Source organism: Natronococcus pandeyae (assembly GCF_008122205.1).
Lineage (GTDB): Archaea > Halobacteriota > Halobacteria > Halobacteriales > Natrialbaceae > Natronococcus > Natronococcus pandeyae.
Genome location: NZ_PHNJ01000006.1, coordinates 123,896 through 143,101 on the forward strand (window position 1 = coordinate 123,896; position 19,206 = coordinate 143,101).

Sequence of the window (19,206 nt, forward strand, 5' to 3'; positions counted from 1 at the left end):
ACGCTAGTCGACGGACCCGAAGAAGCCGCTCGAGTCGTCGTCTTCCTCGTCGTCGTCGTCATCGTCATCATCGTCCTCATCCTCGTCGTCGCTCTCCTCATCGTCGTCCTCGTCCTCGTCGTCGCTCTCCTCATCGTCGTCAGATTCCTCGTCCTCGCCGTCGTCATCTTCGTCGTCGCTCTCGTCCTCGTCGTCACTGTCGTCGTCCTCGTCGTCAGATTCCTCCTCTTCGTCTTCGTCATCGGACTCGTCGTCGTCGCTTTCGTCATCGTCACTGGAGTCGTCGTCATCTTCGTCGTCGGCGTCCTCATCGTCGCTCTCGTCTTCGTCATCGGACTCATCGTCGCTCTCGTCTTCGTCATCGGACTCATCGTCGTCGTCCTCGTCGTCGCTCGTCGATTCGTTCCCCTCCGGATCGTCGTCGACCGACTCGTTTCCGTCCTCGTCCGACTCGTTGCCGTCATCGTCGTCAGACGTCGAGACGGCGTCGGACGGATCCTCCTCGGCGTTGGGCAGTTCGCCGACGGTCCCGCTGGATCCCGAACCGTTCCCGCCGAAACCCAGACCGACGCCGGCGACGGTCATCCCGATAGCGACGAGGACGACCAGTGCCGTCGCAAGAACGGCACCGGCCGAGACGCCGTCGTGCGGATTCCGCTCACGTCCTCGCTCGGTTGACATCGTACGACGATAGATGCAGAGAACCGTGATTGTTAAGCACACCAATCCGTCGAAACGGGATCGGTCACGCTGGAGGGCCGGATATCGGAACGGTCGCGTGCGCTCCGGGACGAATCGCTGGCGGTGGCTCGGTATCGTCTCGAGTAGGCGGTCGGTAATAACAGTGGGTCGATAGCGCCTCGAGTAGACGGTCGATAACGGGACCGTTCTCGAGAGCGAACGGTGGAAGCCGGAACCGAAACGACTACCAGACCGCGTTCGTACGGCTGTCGCATGGGAACCTACGACATCGAACGCTATCTCAATATCCGCAGCGCCTACGGCGCCTCGTTCGGCCCCTCGGGCGACCGACTCTCGTTTCTGATGGACACGACGGGCGTGTCGCAGGTCTGGACGGTCACCGAACCCCGCGAGTGGCCCGAGCAACGAACGTTCTACGACGAGCAGATCAGCTTCGCCTCCTGGTCGCCGGAGCGAGCCGAACTGATCTTCGGAATGGACGAGGGGGGTAACGAACGCGCCCAACTGCACCGCCTCGACGCCGAAACCGGAACGATAGAGAACGTAACGGCGATGCCCGACGCGAAACATCGCTGGGGCGGCTGGAGCCACGACGGCGAGCGGTTCGCGTTCGCCTCGAACCGCCGCGACGAGTCCGTCTTCGACGTCTACGTCCAGAACCGGGACGAGACCGGGGACGACGCGACGCTCGTCCACGAGGGCGACGGCTGGCTCTCGCTGTCAGGGTGGAGTCCCGACGACTCTCGGCTGCTCGTCTCGCAGGCCTACTCGAACTTCGACCAGGACCTCTACGTGCTCGACCTCGAGGCCGACGAGCCGGAACTCGACCATCTTACCCCCCACGAGGGCGACGTCCGCTACCAGAGTGCAAGCTGGGCACCCGACGGCGAGGGAATCTACCTGGTCACCGACGAGGGCGACGCCGACACGCTCTACCTGGCCTATCTGGACCTAGAAACCGGGGGACTCGAGACCGTCGCCGACGGAGACGGGTGGAACGTCGACGGCATCGCACTGGACGACGAGACCGGTCGGTTCGTCTACTCGCGGAACGTCGAGGGGTACACCGAACTCACCGTCGGCGAGTTCGACGCGGACGACCCCACCGAGTTCGAGACCTTCCCCGAACCGGACCTCCCGGGCGGCATCTCCGGTGGCGTGAGCTTCGACCCCGACGCGGAGCGCTTTGCCGTCTCGACGAGCGGCGATACGGTCAACACGAACGTCTTCGTGGTCGATATCGAGACGGGCGAGGCCGAACGCTGGACCAGCGCGCCGACGGCGGGCATCCCGCGGGAGACGTTCGACGAGGCCGAACTCGTCCACGTCGAGAGCTTCGATGGATTGGAGGTTCCTGGGTTCCTCACGCTGCCCGACGAGGACGAAACGGCTACAACCGAGAACGAGGACGGCGAAGTCCCCGTGATCGTCGACATCCACGGCGGCCCCGAGAGCCAGCGCCGGCCGTCGTTCTCGAGCGTCAAGCAGTACTTCCTCGATCGAGGCTACGCCTACTTCGAGCCGAACGTCCGCGGCTCGGCGGGCTACGGCGCCGACTACGCCGCGCTCGACGACGTGGAAAAGCGGATGGACTCCGTTGCAGACATCGAAGCCTGCGTCGAGTGGCTGCAGGACCACCCTGCAGTCGACCCCGAGCGGATCACCGCCAAAGGTGGCTCCTACGGCGGCTTCATGGTGCTGGCCGCGTTGACCGAGTACCCCGACCTCTGGGCGGCGGGAATCGACATCGTCGGCATCGCCAACTTCGTCACGTTCCTCGAAAATACCGGCGACTGGCGCCGCGAACTGCGCGAGGCGGAGTACGGCAGTCTCGAGGACGACCGGGAGTTCCTCGAGGAGATCTCGCCGACCAACAACATCGAGAACATCGAGGCGCCGCTGTTCGTCCTCCACGGCGAGAACGATCCTCGAGTCCCCGTCGGCGAGGCCGAACAGATCGCCGAGAAGGCTCGAGAGCAGGGTGTCCCGGTGCGAAAACTGATCTTCGACGACGAGGGCCACGGCTTCTCGAAGCTCGAGAACCGCATCGAGGCCTACTCGGCGATCGCCGACTTCCTCGACGAGCGCGTTTAGTCGCGCGATTCGGCCATCGAATCGCCCGACGGTGCTGACTCTCGTTTTTCCTTTCGCGAAAGTGTTATCGGTACAATAATACCGCGGAAGTTTCATTACCGAATCATATGCCCGCTATCGAAACGTCCGCCCTGACCAAGCGGTACGGCGAGGACGTCCTCGCCGTCTCGGACCTCGATCTGACGGTCGAGAGCGGAGAGATCTTCGGCTTTCTCGGTCCGAACGGCGCCGGGAAGTCGACGACGATCAACGTGTTGCTCGATTTCGTCCGACCGACCTCGGGAACCGCGACGGTCCTCGGTCACGACACCCGCGACGAGGCCGAACGCATCCGTGAGCGAATCGGCGTCCTCCCCGAGGGTGCGACGGTCTACGAACGGCTCACGGCTCGCGAACACCTCGAGTGGGTGATCGAGACGAAAGACGCCGCCGACACGCCCGACGAAATTCTCGAACGCGTGGACCTGCTCGAGGACGCCGATCGGAAGGCAGGCGGCTACTCGAAGGGAATGTGCCAGCGGCTGGGACTCGGGATGGCCCTCGTCGGCGACCCCGATCTGCTGATCCTGGACGAACCCTCCTCCGGACTCGATCCGACGGGGATTCAGGACATGCGCGAACTCCTCCGCGAGGAGGCAGCGTCGGGCACTACGGTGTTCTTCTCGAGTCACATTCTCTCGGAAGTCGAGGCGGTCTGTGACCGCGTCGGCATCATGAACGAGGGCGAACTCGTCGCCCTCGATACGATCGAGAGCCTTCGAGACGCATCCGCCGGCACCGCCACGATCGACGTCGAACTCGCGGCGGTTCCGGACTCCCTCGACGTGGGCTCGATCGACGGCGTCCAGCAGGTCACGGTCGAGGAGAACGTCGTCACCGCGACCTGCGCGGACACGAGCGTCAAAGTCGACGTCGTCTGCCACCTCGACGAGCGAGCGACCGTCACGGACGTCCTCTCGGCGGACACGTCGCTCGAACAGTTGTTCAACCGGTACACCGGTGAGTCGACCGAGACCGACGAATCTGCCAGCCAGGAGGTGATCGCATGAACGTCGTATCGGTCGCGAAGCGGGACTTCCTCGACGTCCGCCGGGCAAAACTCGTCTGGGCGCCCGCCTTGCTGTACGTGCTGTTCATGCTGCTCTTCTTCTGGGGCCAGAGCAACAGTGCCGAGCCGGAGTTTTACTGGGTGCTGTGGAACCTGGCCGGCCTCGGCGGCGCACTCGTGATTCCGCTCGTCGCCCTGGTCGCGGCGTATCTCTCGATCGCGGGCGAACGCGAGTCGGGCAGCATCAAGTACCAGTTGAGCCTCCCCGTCTCCCGAACCGACGTCGTGTTTGGAAAGCTGCTGGCTCGATCGGCCGTCGTCACCATCGCGCTCCTCGCCGCGTTCGCCGTCGGGATCGTCGCTGCCTGGGTGCTGGTCCCCGACATGAGCCTCGAGTACGGTGAGTACGCGGCTTTCACGGGACTGACGTTGCTGTACGCACTGGCGTACGTCTGTATCGCCGTCGGCATCTCCGCGGCGACGGCGAGTCGGTCGCGAGCGATGGCCGGCGCTATCGGGTTCTTCTTCGTCTTCAACCTGGTCTGGAACTTCCTGCCGGTCGGTCCCGTTCGGATGGTCGAGTTCGTCCTCGAACGCGCCGGAATCGACTACACCGAGACCCTCCTCGAGTTCGTCTTCAGTCTCAGCCCGACCGGAGCCTACCTGAATGGGATGGGACTGGTCTTCCCGGAAGATTTCGGACCGCTCCATGCCGCCGGTGCTGGCACCGGCGTCGGCGATCCGTTCTACGTCCAGGACTGGTTCATGCTGGTCATCCTGCTGGGCTGGGTCGTCCTGCCGCTCGCACTCGGCCGGTGGCGCCTCGAGCGCGCGGACCTCGGGTAGAACGGGTCATCTCCGATTATGGTTAGAGAGCTGACATCCTTGCGGCCCGGATCAGTGGAATTATCAGAGCCAGTCTGGTAGCGCTGGCCATGCAATGGCGACGAGCGGTTGCCGGACTCGTCGTTGCCGTCGGCGTCGTCGGCCTGTTCGTGTACGGCGTCGGCTGGGACGAGGTCGTAGAGAACGTCCGAGCGGCGCATCCGGCCGCGCTCGCTGCCGCCGCCGTCGCCGGCATCGGCATGCTCGCGCTGCGCGGATTGCTCGTGAAGCGATTGCTCACGCCGGTCGAAGGCGCAGCAGGGGGGACCGGGTTCGCGACGGCCTACCTCACGGGGTACTTCGCCCGCAGCGCCCTCCCGTGGGGTCGATCGACGGGAACGCCGGTGATGGCCTACCTGCTCGCGAGCAACTCCGACTCGGAGTTCGAGGACAACCTCGCCGTCGTCGCCGCCGCGGAGGGATTCAACCTCGTCGGCAGCCTGGCCGTCGCCGTGCTCGGCATCGCGGTGTACGCGACCGCGGCCGGCGGTTCGCTGGATACGCTCTCGACGGGTATCGCCGTCGCCGGTGGCGGTGGCCTCCTCGCAGCGGGCGTCGTCCTGGTCGTCTTCAACCGCGGGGTCGCACGAACCGCCTCGTACGAGTTCGCGGTGCGGTGTGAGACCGCCGTCGGAACGCTTCCCTGGCTCTCGCGGGCCGAGGGCGTCGTCACGGACCGTATCGACGGCTTCTTCGACACCCTCGGGGCGATCCAGGCCTCTCGAGAGACGCTCGTCGCCGCGTTCGGAATCGCGGTCGCCAGCTGGGTGTTCAACGCGATTCCGCTGTATCTCGGATTGCTCGCGCTCGGCGTCGACGTTCCGCTCGCGCTGGTGTTCGTCTGCGCGCCGCTGGCCTCGTTCGGCGGTATCGTCCCGCTCCCCGGAGGCAGCGGCGGAATCGAAGTCGTGCTGGCGAGCCTGCTCGTTGCGACCGCCGGCGTCCCGGCGGACGTCGGGACTGCAGGAGCGATCCTCTACCGGCTGTCGACCTACTGGTTGCACTTCGCGATCGGCGGCTGCGTCGCCGTCCTCGTTTCCCTGTTCGGAACGACCCTCGACGGAATTACAGAACGGTAACCTCGAGTCGTCTTCTCTCGCTCCGTCTCCTCTCGCTCAGTCGATGACGCCCGTCTTCGTCGCGACCTCTCGAGCGGCCCGCTCGTTCATCCCGTTGCCCAGGATCGTATAGCGGTCGCGGATCTCGTGACAGGTCGTCAGCGCCTCGATGACCGTCTCGTCGTCGATGCCGAGTTCGGCGGCGGTCGTCGGCGCGTCGATGCTCGCGAGGGCGTCCCGGATATCCCGCCAGATGCCCCGTTCGCCGCCGTGGAGGTAGGCGGTCAGGATCGAGCCGACACCGACCTGGTGGCCATGGAGGGCCGCGCCGGGCTCCAGTCGATCGAGCTGGTGGGAGAAGAGGTGTTCGGCCCCGCTGGCCGGCCGCGAGGAGCCCGCGATGCTCATCGCGACTCCCGAGGAGACCAGCGCCTTGGTGACGATCCAGGACGACTCCTCGAGTCCCGGCCGGACGAGGTCGGCGTTGTCGACGAGGATCTCGGCGGTCATCTCCGAGAGCGCAGCCGAGTACTCGGAGTATTCGACGTCCTTGAGCCGCTTCGCGAGCCGCCAGTCCATCACCGCGGTGTAGTTCGAGATGATGTCCGCACAGCCGGCCGTCGTCAGCTCCCAGGGTGCTTCCGCCAGGACCCCGGTGTCGGCGACGACCGCGAGCGGCGGTTCGGCCGCGACGCTGTGGCGGGTGTCGCCGTCCGGTACCGAGCCGCGATTGCTGACGATACCGTCGTGGCTGGCCGCCGTCGGCACCGAGAGAAAGCCCATGTCCAGGTGGTCGCTGGCCATCTTCGCGATGTCGATCGCCTTCCCGCCGCCGACGCCGACGAGGTAGGACGGATCCTCGGCCTCGGCCGTTTCGATCACCCGCTCGACCGCGTCGAACGTCGCCGACTCGATCGTGACGATCGCCGGTTCGATGCCGGCGGCCTCGAAATCGGCCGCGATCGGGTCCGCCGCGACGCGGCGCGGCGTCGGGCTGGTTACGAATAACGGTCTCCCCTGGAGGTGAAGTTCGTCGACGACGTCGACGACGTCCGACAGCACGTCGTGTCCGACGATCACGTTCCGGGGGAGTCGAATCCACGTCGACTTCTCGAACATACGTTCCCTGACTCACCAGCGAAATATACGTGTTGTTGCTCGGCGACACGATCGAACGGACGAACGGCAGGACAGTAACGCAACTTCGCCGCCGACTCGAGCCTCAGAAGGTGTCCAGAATCCCGAGCACACGCTCCTCGTTCTCCCGTCCAGGGTCGTGCTCGCTGCCGTCGCGGTCGCTCTCGAGGAAGTCCGCGACCGAGCGCGCCATCGCCTCCTCGAGCGGCGTCGACTCCCACCCCAGGTCGGCGAGTTTCGCGGTCGAGAGGACGTGTGGGTACTCCCGGTAGAGGACGTAGTCGTCGGGTTCGATCTCGCCGGCCTCGAGTTCGCGGGGGCCCGCAGTAACGACCTCGACAGACGTGTCGAGTTCGGCAGCGATGAGGTCGACCATCTCCTCGAGCGTAACCAGTCGCCGATCACCGACGTTGTAGGCCTCACCGGCGTCGCCCTGCTCGGCGACGACCCGGAGGGCGGTGGCAACGTCTTCGACGTACGCGCGGTGCCAGACGTTCGTCCCGTCGCCGGGAACCACGACGCGGTCGAAGCGGTTCACCCGGTCGATCCAGAAGTCCAGCCGTTCGGTGTAGTCGTGAGGGCCGTAGACGATGCACGGACGCACCGCCATGGCGTTGACACCGCGCTCGGCAGCGGCGAAGATGGCCCGATCGCCCTCCGCCTTGCGCGGACCGTAGGTTTCGCCGGAGTCGTCGGCCGCCTGATCGGCAGTACAGCTCTCGAGGGGCGTCTCGCCCTCTCGCTTGGGAATCTCCTCGCGACCGTAGGCGGCGCCGCTCGAGATGTAGACGTACGCCTCGCAGTCGTCGAAGATCCGGGTCGCCGCCTGCACGTCCTTCGGGTAGTAGGCCACGCAGTCGAAGACGGCGTCGGGGTCGGCTTCGATCGCGGCGGCCTCGAGCGCCGAGTCGTTCGTCCGGTCGCCCTCGATCCGGCTGACGCGGTCGTCGTCAGCGAAGGGATTCTCGTGTGTGCCGCGGTTGAGAATCGTCACGTCGTAGTCGTGTGCCAGCAGGTCCTCGACGAGGTGGCGGCCGATGAACCGCGTGCCGCCGATAACGAGTGCGTCGTCCATGGTCGACGGTCGTGGCTTCGGGAGAAAACGGTGACGGACGCCGGTCGCCGGCGGTACCGTGTGAGTGACTGCAAGCGAACGCGCGCCCTGGCCTTATCCGCGCCATCGGCCAACCCCCATCTGGAGCGCGTCAGCGAGTCACCCCATCCGATCATGACAGACCGAACCGACGACCGACGACGGGACCGTGATCGAGAGACCGACAACTCGAGCGACGGCGACGACGAACTCGGCAACCCCGAACGACAGGAACGCACGGCCCAGCGCCAGGGTCAGGAGGGTCGACGCGACTCCTCGAGCGAGGGACAGGCCGACCACGACCCCCGCGAGGGCGATACACATCGTCAGCGATCCGACGGCAGCGAGGCGGGGCGCCAACACCGATCCGAGGGGGCGGAACCCCACGGCAGCGAAACCGAGGGCGTCGACGCGACGGAGACCGCAGCGACCTCCGGCGGCGCGGGAGACGAAGCCGGACAGGAACCGACGCGCGCACCGACGGACGACGAGGAAGCGGACGAAGACGACGAGGACCCGGTTTCGGACGCCGAAACGGGAGACCGGTCCGGCGGCGGACTCGAGCACGACCAGGACCGACTCCGCGACGAGTCGGGAAACTGGACTGATGGCGAGGGCGAGCGGGACGACGAGCGCGAGCAGTAGGGATCGCCGTCGTTTTCGTTGCGCGCCGGATAGCGTCCGGTATGAGCGGTACCTACGTTCTCGCGGTCGACGTCGAACGGCCGATCAGCGTCGTGGTCGGCGCGCTGGGTGAGCGCGAGTTCGCGGCCGAAACGTACGCCTACGTCGGCAGCGCGTTCGGCCCCGGCGGTTTCGCTCGGCTGGATCGCCACCGGGAACTGGCCCGCGGCGAACGCACTACCCGCCACTGGCACGTCGACTACCTGCTCGGCCACCCGGAGACGCGCCTCGAGTCCACCGTCACGTTCCCCGGCGCGGATCGGGAGTGCGAACTCGCCGAGCGACTCCCCGGCGAGCCGGTCGCCGACTTCGGCGCCTCCGACTGCGACTGCGGGGCGCACCTGCTCGAGACGCCTGGCGTCAAGGCGCTGCTCGAGGCGGCCGAAGCCGCCGGTGGCGTCCTCGAGGCCGAGACCGAACTGGGGTGAACGGCACCGCGAATTATATCGATCGGCTTCGAAGTCGCGCGTATGTCCGACTCCGGACCCGAACCCGAACTGGATGGTGACGCGATGGATCGATTCCCCGTCCCCGATTTCGACGACCTCCCCGAGGACCTACAGGACCGAATCGCAGAAGAGACCGAACGCGCGGGATTCACCCCGAACGTGTTCTCGGCGCTGTCGTACAAGCCCTCGCACTTCCGGGCGTTCTTCGAGTATCACGACGCGCTCGTCGAGGACACGGCCTTAGAACGCGAGGAGATCGAGATGATCGTCGTCGCAGTGTCGGGCGTCAACCACTGCTACTACTGCAACGTGGCCCACGGCGCGCTCGTGCGGATTTACGCCGACGATCCGCTGCTGGCCGACCAGTTAGTGGCCAACTACCGGACGGCGGATATCAACGAGACCCACCGGACGATGCTCGACGTCGCCGTGATGCTCACCGAACGGCCGACCGAGATCGAAGCGGCGGATCTCGAGGCGCTGCGCGAGGCCGGCTTCAGCGAGGAAGCACTCTGGGACATCGCCTCGGTCGCCGCGTTCTACAACCTGAGCAACCGGCTGGCGATGTTCGCCGGCATGCGACCGAACGACGAGTTTCACACGCTGGGTCGCGAGTAGCCGCGATCTCTCAGTCCGCGGCCTGCGTCCCAGTCCCGGTTTCGGTCTCGGCCTCGCCCTCGATCCGCTTCGACGGCGCGTCGCCGTGAGCGCGATCCACGGAGACTCGCGCGATGACGCCGTCGATCTCCGCGGCGGCGTCCTCGAGCAGTCCCCGCGACTCCTCGAGATCACCTTCGTAGGTGACGAGAAACGGACCACATTCGAGAACGCGTCCTCGACGACCGCGAACGGAACATCATGGCAGATAGCCAACGACTCGAGGGCGAAGCGTGGTCGATAGCGTCCCCACGCGAGCGGAACGGATCGCAGCGGTCGTCGGGATCGGAGCGGCCCTCTCGCTGGTGCCGGCCGCTGCGGCCGGTTCCGGACTTGCCGTCGTCCTCCTGCTGTTCGTCGCCGTCACTTGCGGGACGGTCGCGAAGGTGCGCGTCGGCCTCGACGAACTGCTTCCCTTCGGGCTTCGCTCGGTTTCCGACGACGACCCCGAAGCAGAACGGTACCGAGAGCGACGTCAGAAGCGGGACGAGCAGGTTCGATCGTCGCTCTCGTTCGACTACGATCCGCGGATCGATCGCCTGCTGGCGGTCGCACCGACCGTCGTCGCCGGAGGGGCCCTCGTCGTCGCGATCGGATCCGGCGGCGACGGTCGAAACGCCGGCCGTCTGCTGGTGGTTGCCCTGATCGCGTTCAACGGCGCGCTGATCGTCTACGCGGCGTCGTACGTGGAAATACTACCGTGAGTACTCAGCATCCGGTGAGACCACAACGAAAGCCCCTGGTCCGCTCAAGTCGGGGGGCTCGCTGCGCGCTCGCTGCGCTCGCGTGCTTGCGTCGCCCGCCGTCCCCGAGCGGCCCAGCCCCTTTCAGTCCCACCCGCGGTGGCTGGCCAGGCAGCCGACTCAGGTGGGAGTTTCGTGGTGTTCGATTCTCTCAGCGAATCGATGTACTCCGAACACCGTCCGTACGTGGGAACGAACGATTAAAACGAAACTCGAGGAGTATCAGTCGTCGCTCGCGGCGAATCCGGTCGACTCGACGTCGACGTCGGCGCCGGGCGTTCCCGGCAGTTCGCTGCGAACGTCGTCGCTCCCCTGTTCGGTGATCGCCTCGTGGTAGGCCTCGGGCATGACCTTCACGAACGACTCGAGCGCGCGCTCCCAGTTCTCGAGCAGTTCCTCGCCGCGGTCGGAGCCCGTGTAGGCGACGTGGTTCTCGACGAGTCGGCGCAGCATCTCGACGTCGGCCTCCTCGAGGTCGTCGTGGAGCGTGACCATGCCGGTGTTGGCGCGATCTACAAAGTCCTCGTCGGGGTCGTAGACGTAGGCGACGCCGCCGGACATGCCGGCCGCGAAGTTCTTCCCCGTCTCGCCGAGTACGGCGACGACGCCGCCGGTCATGTACTCACAGCCGTGATCGCCGACGCCCTCGACGACGGCCTTCGCACCGGAGTTGCGGACGGCGAAGCGCTCGCCGGCGACGCCGTTGACGTAGCACTGGCCGTCGGTCGCGCCGTAGAGCGCGACGTTGCCGATCGCGACGTTCTCGGTGGGATCGTAGGCCGCCGTCTCCGGCGTCCGGACCGTGATCTTCCCGCCGGAGAGTCCCTTGCCGACGTAGTCGTTCGAACTGCCCTCGAGGTGGAGCGAGACGCCGCTGGCGAGGAAGGCGCCGAAACTCTGCCCGGCGGTTCCCTCGAGGTCCACAGTAATGGTATCCTCGGGCAGCCCGGGCTCGCCGTAGCGATCCGTGATACGGTTCGAGAGCATCGCACCGACGGTCCGGTCGACGTTCGTCACGTCCGTTGCGAGCGAGACCGGTTCCTGGTCTTCGATCGCGCTCGCCGCGGCCTCGATTATGTCGCGATCGAGGTGGTCCTCGAGTTCGTGGTCCTGCTCGCGGATCTTTCGGCGCACGTCACTGCCGGGGTCGGCGAGCACCGCCGAGAGGTCGACGTTGCGCGCCTTCGGGTGGTCGACGTCCGTTCGCTGGGAGAGGACGTCGACGCGGCCGATCATTTCGTCGACGGTCTCGAAGCCGAGTTCGGCCATGATTTCGCGCAGTTCCTGAGCGATGAACGTCATGTAGTTGATGACGTGCTCGGGCTCGCCGGGGAAGCGCTTGCGCAGGTCCTCGCGCTGGGTTGCGACGCCGACCGGGCAGGTGTTCTTGTGACACTGCCGGGCCATCACGCAGCCGGCGGTGACGAGCGAGGCGGTGCCGAAGATGTACTCCTCGGCGCCGAGCAGCGCGGCGACGGCGACGTCGCGGCCGGTCTTCATGCCGCCGTCAGCGGAGACGCGGATGCGGTCGCGCAGGCCGGTCTGGCAGAGCATCTGGTTCGCCTCGGCGAGGCCGAGCTCCCACGGGAGGCCGGCGCTCTTGATCGAGGTCCGGGGCGAGGCACCGGTACCGCCGGAGTGGCCCGAGATGTGGACCACGTCGGCGTTGGCCTTCGCGACGCCCGCTGCGATGGTGCCGATGCCGGCCTCGCTGACGAGCTTGACGTTGATGTCGGCGCTCTCGTTCGCCGCCTTGAGGTCGAAGATCAGCTGTTTGAGGTCCTCGATCGAGTAGATGTCGTGCAGCGGCGGCGGCGAGATGAGCCCCACACCGGGCGTGGACTTGCGGACGTGGGCGATCATCTCGTTGACCTTCTCGCCGGGGAGGTGACCGCCTTCGCCGGGCTTCGAGCCCTGGGCCATCTTGATCTGGAGCTCGTCGGCGTTCGAGAGATACGTCGACGTGACGCCGAAGCGGCCCGACGCGACCTGTTTGACGTTACACTCGCGCTCGGTGTTGAACCGTTCGGGGGGCTCGCCACCCTCGCCCGAGTTGGACTTGCCGCCGATGCGGTTCATCGCGATCGAGTTGTTCTCGTGGGCTTCGGGCGAGAGGGAGCCGAGACTCATCGCGGCCGTCGAGAACCGCTCGACGATGTCCGTGACCGACTCGACCTCGTCGATCGGGATCGGGTCGCGATCACCGTCGAACTCGAGCAAGCCGCGAAGCGTCTGCAGGTTCTGCTGTTGGTCGTTGACCTGGGCGGCGAACTCCTGGTAGCGCTCGTAGTCGTTCGCGCGAACGGACTGCTGGAGCGCGCCGACCGTGTCGGGATTCCACTGGTGGTGGATGCCACTCGAGCGGTGTTCGAACTCGCCGTGACGATCGAGTTTCGAGTCGTCCTCGCCGAACGCGGCTGCGTGGCGTTCGCGAACGTCGTCTTCGATCTCTGTGAGACCGATCCCCTCGGTTCGGTTCTCGGTGCCCTCGAAGTACTCCTCGACGACGTCGGAGTCGAGCCCGACGGCCTCGAAGATCTGGGCGCCCTGGTAGCTCTCGACCGTCGAGATTCCCATCTTGGCCATGATCTTCAACAACCCGTCCTCGACCGCGCCGACGTAGGCGTCGATGGCGACCTCGGTCTCGGCGCCGTCGGGGCCGGCGGTGATATCTTCGATCGTCTGGTAGGCCAGGTACGGGTTGACCGCGCCCGCACCGTAGCCGACGAGCGTCGCGAAGTGGTGGACGGTGCGCGGGTCGGCGGACTCGACGACGAGGCCGACGTGGTTGCGCAGCCCGTTGCGAACGAGGTGGTGGTGGACGCCGCCGGTCGCGAGCAGGCTCGGAATCGCCGCGCGATCTTCGTCGACGTTCCGGTCCGAGAGGATCAGGACCTCGTGGCCGTCTTCGATCGCCTCGACCGCGTCCTCGCGGACGCGTTCGATCGCGGCCTCGAGGGCGGCACCCGACTCGTCGCTCGTCGGTTCGTACGTGATATCCACCGTCGCAGCGGTGATTCCGTTGGCACTGCAGTCGCGGATCGAGCCGAGTTCGGCGTCCGTGAGGATCGGCGAATCGAGGACGAGCTGGCGGGCGTGATCGGGCGATTCGTCGAGCAGGTTGCGCTGGTAGCCGAGGCGGCTCTCCATCGAGGTGACCAGCTCCTCGCGGATGTAGTCGAGCGGCGGGTTCGTCACCTGCGCGAACAGCTGTTTGAAGTACGAAAAGAGCGGCCGATTGAACTCCGTCAGGACCGATAGTGGCGTGTCGTCACCCATCGAACCGACCGGGTCTTTCCCCTTCTGGGTCATCGGCTCGATCAGGTTCTCGAGCTCGTCGTGGGTGTAGCCGAAGGCGGCCTGCTGGTCGCGCAACGCCGACACGGCGTCCCGCGGCGAACTATCGCTCGTGGTGGTCACGTCGTCGAGGTGGACCTGTCCGTCTTCGACCCACTCGCCGTAGCGGTCGTCGGTGAGGTCCTCGAAGACCTCGTCGTCCGGAATGACGCGGCCCTCGTTCGGGTCGGCGAGAAAGAGCTGTCCGGGCTGGAGGCGACCGCGCTCGTCGATCTCCTCGGGATCGGTCTCGAGCGCGCCGGCCTCGCTGGCCATGATCAGTCGGTTGTCCGTCGTGACGTCGTAGCGGCACGGACGCAGGCCGTTACGGTCGAGGACCGCACCGACGCGTTCGCCGTCGGTCGCCGCGACGAGGGCGGGGCCGTCCCACGGCTCGACGAGCGAGGCGTGGAAGTCGTACCAGTCCTTGCGGTCCTGGTCCATCGACTCGTCGCCGCGCCACGCTTCGGGAACGAGCATGCGCAGGGCGTGCTCCAGGTCGCGTCCGTCCTGCATCAGCAGTTCGAGCGCGTTGTCGACGCTCGCGGTGTCCGACTGGTCGGGATCGTCGATGATCGGCTTGACGGCCTCGAGATCCTCGAGAACGTCGCTCTCGAGGTCGGTCTCGCGGGCGCGCATCCAGTTGATGTTGCCTCGGATCGTGTTGAACTCGCCGTTGTGGATGATGTTGCGGTAGGGGTGTGCGAGGTGCCAGGCGCCGAGCGTGTTCGTCGAGAACCGCTCGTGAACCATCGCGAACGTCGATTCGATGCGGGAGTCGGTCAGATCGGCGTAGTAGGAGGCGACCTGTTCGCCCTTGAGCAGCCCCTTGTAGACGATCGTCTTCGAGTCGAGCGAGCAGACGTAGAAGCGGTCCGTCCCGTCGAGATCGCGGTCCTCGATCGTATTCTCGAGTGCGCGTCGCGCCACGTAGAGCCGTCGATCGAACGTCTCCCTGGAGATGTCGTCTTCGGGAGCGACGGCGACCTGCCAGACGTCGGGTTCCGAGTCGAGTGCGGTCTGACCGAGGTCGTCGTTGTTCGTCGGGACGTCGCGCCACTCGAGAACGTCGAGTTCGTACTCCGCGAGGACGTCTTCGACGACCGCGGTGAGCGCTTCGCGGGCCTCGTCGTCGGTCGGCAAAAAGAGCGAGCCGACCGCGTAGAGTTCTGGAAGGTCGGTCTCGAGAACGTCGGCAAAGAACGCAGCTGGCGTCTGGAGCATGATGCCGGCGCCGTCGCCGGTGTCTTTCTCCGCACCGGTCGTTCCGCGATGCTCGAGATTGACGAGTAGTTCGAGTCCGTCGGCGACGACGTCGTGTCCTCCCTCCCCATCGAGGTCCATGACGACACCGACACCGCAGTTCGACCGTTCGTCCGCGGGGTCGGCGAGTCCCCGTGGCTGATCGGTGGATGACACGTGTGGCTGTGACATACCACCGCTTAGCGGGAACAATCATAAGAGGTTACTCCATAATGGCTAAGTGTATTATATACACATATAGACCTCATTAAGGTGTATTACGGAAACTAGTACGCGTGGGACGAACTCCAGCGTCTGACACAGGTTAGCTGGTGGAGAGGATAGCAGTTCGTTCTCTCGTCTCGTTTCGTGAGCGTCGTTCTCGTCGCCACTCACCGAACTGTAGTTGGTTTCCCAGGAAAGGTGTCAGAGGCACGTAGTGTTCACCCACCAGAGTGAACACCACACTCGTACATCGTTCTCTTGCGGTAAGCAATCTTCGGTTAAAGAATTAGGCAGTGGTTGAGACTATCTGTCGCACACTCTGGTAGTGGTTCGTCCATCGACGGCCGAACGCGGAGAAAGAGTCGGAGTCAGTAGGATTTCGCGAAGTACGCGAGTTCGTCGGCCGGTTCCCCGCAGACGCCACACTCGTCGTGGTCGGGTTCGACGACCTCACCCGCTGTCGAACCACCCTGTTCCTCGAGTGGCTGCATGACGATCTCGGCGGCGATCTTCTCTTTGATGGCCTCCTCGCAGGCCTGGTCGCCACACCACGGCGTCTTCACGTAGCCGCCGTGTTTGCCGATTGTCCCGAGGATGTTCTCCGGACTGTGGGCTTCGCGAACGTTCTCTTCGAGGTTCTCCTCGGCTGCCTCGTACAGCTTGTCGAAGATGGTCTCGAGGTGTTCGTCGACGGTGTCGACGATGCCCTCGCGGTCGGCAACGCTATCCTCGTTGTCGGGGCGGTGGACGAGGGTGACCTCCTCGTCGTCGACCTCGTTCGGGCCGATCTCGAGGCGCAGCGGAATGCCGTTGAGTTCGTGCTCGTTGAACTTGAAGCCGGGATTGCGCTCGTCGCGGTCGTCGAGTTCGACGCGGAAGCCGGCCGCCTCGAGTTCGTCGGCGATCTCCTCGGAGTAGTCGAGCACCTTCTCCTGCGTATCGGCCTGCCAGATGGGGACGATGACGACCTGGGTGGGTGCGATCGTCGGCGGCAGGACGAGTCCCTGGTCGTCCGAGTGGGTCATGATGAGCGCGCCCAGTGCGCGCCAGGAGAGCCCCCACGAGGTCGTGTAGGCGGTCTGTTCCTCCTCGTCCTCGTCGGCGAAGGTGATGTCGAACGCCTCCGCGAAGCTCTGGCCGAGGTGGTGGCTCGTCGCTCCCTGGACGGACTTCCCGTCGGGCATCAACGCCTCGACGGTCGTCGTCGTATCGGCGCCGGGGAACTTGTCGTGATCGGGCTTCTTCCCGCGGAGAACGGGAATGGCGAGGTGTTCCTCGAAGACGTGTTCGTACTGGCCCAGTCGGGTCCAGACCTCCTCCCAGGCACCCTCGTCGCTCGCGTGGGCGGTGTGGCCCTCCTGCCACATGAACTCCTTCGTCCGGAAGAACGGCTTCGTCTCCGTCGCCTCCCACCGAACGACCGAACACCACTGGTTCAGCCGCAGCGGGAGATCACGGTGGCTGCGCGTCCAGTCGGCCATGAAGGGCGCGATGATCGATTCGCTGGTCGGGCGGACCGCGAGTCGCTCTTCGAGTTCCTCGTGACCACCCTGGGTCACCCACGCGACCTCGGGGTCGAACCCCTCGACGATGTCCTTCTCCCGCTCGAGGTAGCTCTCGGGGATGAACATCGGGAAGTAGACGTTGTCGACGCCGGTCTCCTTGAACTGACCGTCGAGCGCGTCCTGGAGAGATTCCCAGAGCGCGTAGCCGCGCGGCTTCGTGACGATGAATCCGCCCATCGGTGCGTAGTCCGCGAGTCCCGCCTTCTGGACGACCTCGGCGTACCACTCGCCGGGCTTGTGCGATTTCGACTCGGTGATCCCGAGTTCCTGACTCTCGTCGCTCATACATCGACTCACTGCTACCGCACGCTTAAACGATACGAAGGGACGACGGAGGTAGAGAACCGATCGGATCCGAACGATTTCCGCGCACGTTTCGTTCACATTTCAGAGTATCTATACTATCGAATTTCGACCGTGCGTTAAAATCGTTATGTTTTATTACTTCATAGATTACATTAGGATAGGCATGGTTGATAACGACAACCACGGTTCCGATTCCGACGGTGTCGGCCGACGAACGCTCCTGAAAGCCAGCGCGACGCTCGGCGCGCTCACGCTCGCCGGCACTTCCTTCGGTTCGGAGCGCGCTCGGGCGGCGCCGGAGGGCCCCGACACCGACGAAGGCGGCGAACCTGTGCTGTACCAGTACTTCCATACAGAGTGGAGCGACGTCGAAGCCGACATGCAACGCCTCGCCGACGTCGGAGTCGACGGCATCTGGGTGCCCCAGCCCGCGGAACCCAAACTCGACTGGGAACACCAGACCACCGAGGACCAGGAGGGATACTACGGGGAGGCACACCCGTACTTCGGCTACCTGGAACCGCACCCGCCGGTCGGGTATCAGCCGGTCGACTACCGCGACTTCGACTCGCCCTACGGGACCGAGACGGAACTCGAGTCGATGATCGACGCGGCCCACGACCACGACATCGAGGTCGTGCTCGACATCGTTTTGAACCACATGGCCACGGAAGACGGTCCCGACGGCGAGGTCGAACTGCCGCGGTTCGACCGCGACGAACACTTCCACGACTACGGTACCCTCGGCGACGACTGTTACTGGCAGGAAGAAGCGGACGACGAGGAACGCGCCACCTACGAGTGCGACCTGCTCGGACTCCCGTCGTTCGACGTCGAACACGACTACGTGCAGAGCGAACAGGCCGAGTACGTCCAGCGGATGGCCGACGTCGGTGCCGACGGCCTGCGCATCGACGCCGCCGGACACGTCTGGCCGTGGTACTTCCAGTACGAGATCAACCCGCTGGCCGACGACCTCGGACTCTGGCGCGTCGGCGAAATCTGGGACGGCGACAAGGAGACCGTCATGGAATTCGCCGACACCGGGATGACCGTCTTCGACTTCCCGCTGTACTACGCGATCATGGATGCCTTCGAGGACGGGGACATGACCGCACTCGCGCGGGACGAGGCTCGAGGGATCGTCCACGAGGATCCGGACGCCGCCGTGACGTTCGTCCAGAACCACGACGTCTCCGGACCGAACGTCGGCGTCGACGACGAGGACGATCCGGACGAGTACGAGGAGGAGGGAATCGAAGTCGACCTCGCACACGCCTACCTCCTCTCCTACGAGGGGACGCCGATGATCTTCCTCACCGCCGAAAGCAGTGCGGCTATCGACGACCCGCACCTCGAGGACCTCATCTGGGTCAAGCGGAACCTCGCGGCCGGTCGGGCGATCGACCGGTACGTCGACGGGGGCCTCTACGTCTTCGAACGCGAGACGAACCTGTTGGCCGGTATCAACAACGACGAGTGGAACGACCGAACCGAGTGGGTCGAGACGTCCTGGACGAACGAGACGCTCGTCGACTACACCGGTAACCAGGGCGAGGTGACCACCAACGACGACGGCTGGGTCGAGATCACGGTCCCCTCGCAGGGCTGGGTCATGTACGCACCCGAGGGTCACGACGACGGGGACGACGAAGACGACGGCGAGGGCGAAGTCACGCTACAAATGACGGTCGAGGTCGACCACGGCGAGTCCGTCTACTTCACCGGCGACGCTGACGAACTCACCGACTGGGGTGGTGGCGTCGAAGGGACCTGGACCGACGGAGACGTCTGGGAAGTCACCGTCGACGATCCCGGCGAGTTCGAGTGGAAGACCCGTCGCGGACCGGCCGACGACACCGGCGACGTCTGGGAGAGCGGCGGCAATCATAATCACACCGATCTCCACCCCGACCACCAGGGCTGGGAAGACGAGTGACTCGCATCTCCGTTCTCGGTCGCTGCCGGACGCATCGCCGACC

Annotated in this window: 14 protein-coding genes; 9 read left to right on the forward strand and 5 right to left on the reverse strand. The window is 65.4% G+C overall.

Going from position 1 to position 19,206, the window contains the following annotated elements; genetic code table 11:
• Positions 1–3: 3 nt before the first annotated feature.
• Positions 4–681 carry a hypothetical protein gene (locus tag CV102_RS25985; RefSeq protein WP_187432959.1) on the reverse strand — a complete coding sequence of 226 codons (678 nt, stop codon included), beginning with the start codon at positions 679–681 and terminating at the stop codon, positions 4–6.
• A gap of 273 nt (positions 682–954) precedes the next feature.
• Here CV102_RS25985 and CV102_RS13025 point away from each other — a divergent pair, with 273 nt between their 5' ends.
• From CV102_RS13025 to CV102_RS13040, 4 genes are all read left to right on the forward strand, one after another.
• The gene (locus CV102_RS13025) at positions 955–2,796 is read left to right on the forward strand and encodes a S9 family peptidase (RefSeq protein ID WP_148858449.1); all 1,842 of its coding nucleotides are present in this window, start codon (positions 955–957) and stop codon (positions 2,794–2,796) included.
• 107 nt (positions 2,797–2,903) lie between these two features.
• A complete protein-coding gene (locus CV102_RS13030) occupies positions 2,904–3,845 on the forward strand; it encodes an ABC transporter ATP-binding protein (protein WP_148858450.1) in 942 nt (313 codons plus the stop codon).
• Positions 3,842–4,690, forward strand: a complete 849-nt coding sequence (locus CV102_RS13035; RefSeq protein ID WP_148858451.1) for an ABC transporter permease subunit — start codon at positions 3,842–3,844, stop codon at positions 4,688–4,690. Before CV102_RS13030 ends, CV102_RS13035 begins: the two co-directional genes overlap by 4 nt.
• Positions 4,691–4,779: 89 nt before the next feature.
• Positions 4,780–5,808 carry a lysylphosphatidylglycerol synthase transmembrane domain-containing protein gene (locus CV102_RS13040; protein ID WP_148858452.1) on the forward strand — a complete coding sequence of 343 codons (1,029 nt, stop codon included), beginning with the start codon at positions 4,780–4,782 and terminating at the stop codon, positions 5,806–5,808.
• Positions 5,809–5,844: 36 nt separating this feature from the next.
• On the opposite strand, the gene CV102_RS13045 is transcribed toward CV102_RS13040, so the two are convergent.
• Both CV102_RS13045 and CV102_RS13050 read right to left on the reverse strand, forming a co-directional pair.
• Positions 5,845–6,906 (reverse strand): NAD(P)-dependent glycerol-1-phosphate dehydrogenase, encoded by a 1,062-nt coding sequence (locus CV102_RS13045; RefSeq protein ID WP_148858453.1) that lies wholly within the window; start codon positions 6,904–6,906, stop codon positions 5,845–5,847.
• 103 nt (positions 6,907–7,009) lie between these two features.
• Positions 7,010–7,999 carry an NAD-dependent epimerase/dehydratase family protein gene (locus CV102_RS13050; RefSeq protein ID WP_148858454.1) on the reverse strand — a complete coding sequence of 330 codons (990 nt, stop codon included), beginning with the start codon at positions 7,997–7,999 and terminating at the stop codon, positions 7,010–7,012.
• Positions 8,000–8,059: 60 nt separating this feature from the next.
• Here CV102_RS13050 and CV102_RS13055 point away from each other — a divergent pair, with 60 nt between their 5' ends.
• The 4 genes from CV102_RS13055 (at position 8,060) to CV102_RS13070 (ending at position 10,511) form a co-directional block, all read left to right on the forward strand.
• Positions 8,060–8,662, forward strand: coding sequence for a hypothetical protein (locus CV102_RS13055; RefSeq protein ID WP_222863694.1), 603 nt, complete (start codon positions 8,060–8,062; stop codon positions 8,660–8,662).
• Between the two features lie 41 nt (positions 8,663–8,703).
• Entirely contained in the window at positions 8,704–9,129 is a 426-nt protein-coding gene (locus tag CV102_RS13060; protein ID WP_148858456.1) for a GIY-YIG nuclease family protein, read from the forward strand.
• Positions 9,130–9,171: 42 nt separating this feature from the next.
• A complete protein-coding gene (locus CV102_RS13065; protein ID WP_148858457.1) occupies positions 9,172–9,768 on the forward strand; it encodes a peroxidase-related enzyme in 597 nt (198 codons plus the stop codon).
• A 272-nt stretch (positions 9,769–10,040) separates the two neighbouring features.
• On the forward strand, positions 10,041–10,511 hold the full coding sequence (locus CV102_RS13070; RefSeq protein ID WP_148858458.1) for a hypothetical protein: 471 nt from the start codon (positions 10,041–10,043) through the stop codon (positions 10,509–10,511).
• Positions 10,512–10,772: 261 nt separating this feature from the next.
• On the opposite strand, the gene gltB is transcribed toward CV102_RS13070, so the two are convergent.
• Together gltB and proS are read right to left on the reverse strand one after the other, a co-directional pair.
• The gene (gltB, locus tag CV102_RS13075; RefSeq protein ID WP_148858459.1) at positions 10,773–15,320 is read right to left on the reverse strand and encodes a glutamate synthase large subunit; all 4,548 of its coding nucleotides are present in this window, start codon (positions 15,318–15,320) and stop codon (positions 10,773–10,775) included.
• Between the two features lie 401 nt (positions 15,321–15,721).
• Positions 15,722–17,203, reverse strand: a complete 1,482-nt coding sequence (gene proS / locus CV102_RS13080) for a proline--tRNA ligase (RefSeq protein WP_148858460.1) — start codon at positions 17,201–17,203, stop codon at positions 15,722–15,724.
• Between the two features lie 184 nt (positions 17,204–17,387).
• Here proS and CV102_RS13085 point away from each other — a divergent pair, with 184 nt between their 5' ends.
• Positions 17,388–19,163: an alpha-amylase domain-containing protein gene (locus CV102_RS13085; RefSeq protein ID WP_148858461.1), complete on the forward strand. Its 1,776-nt coding sequence runs from the start codon at positions 17,388–17,390 to the stop codon at positions 19,161–19,163.
• The last annotated feature ends 43 nt before the right edge of the window (positions 19,164–19,206 follow it).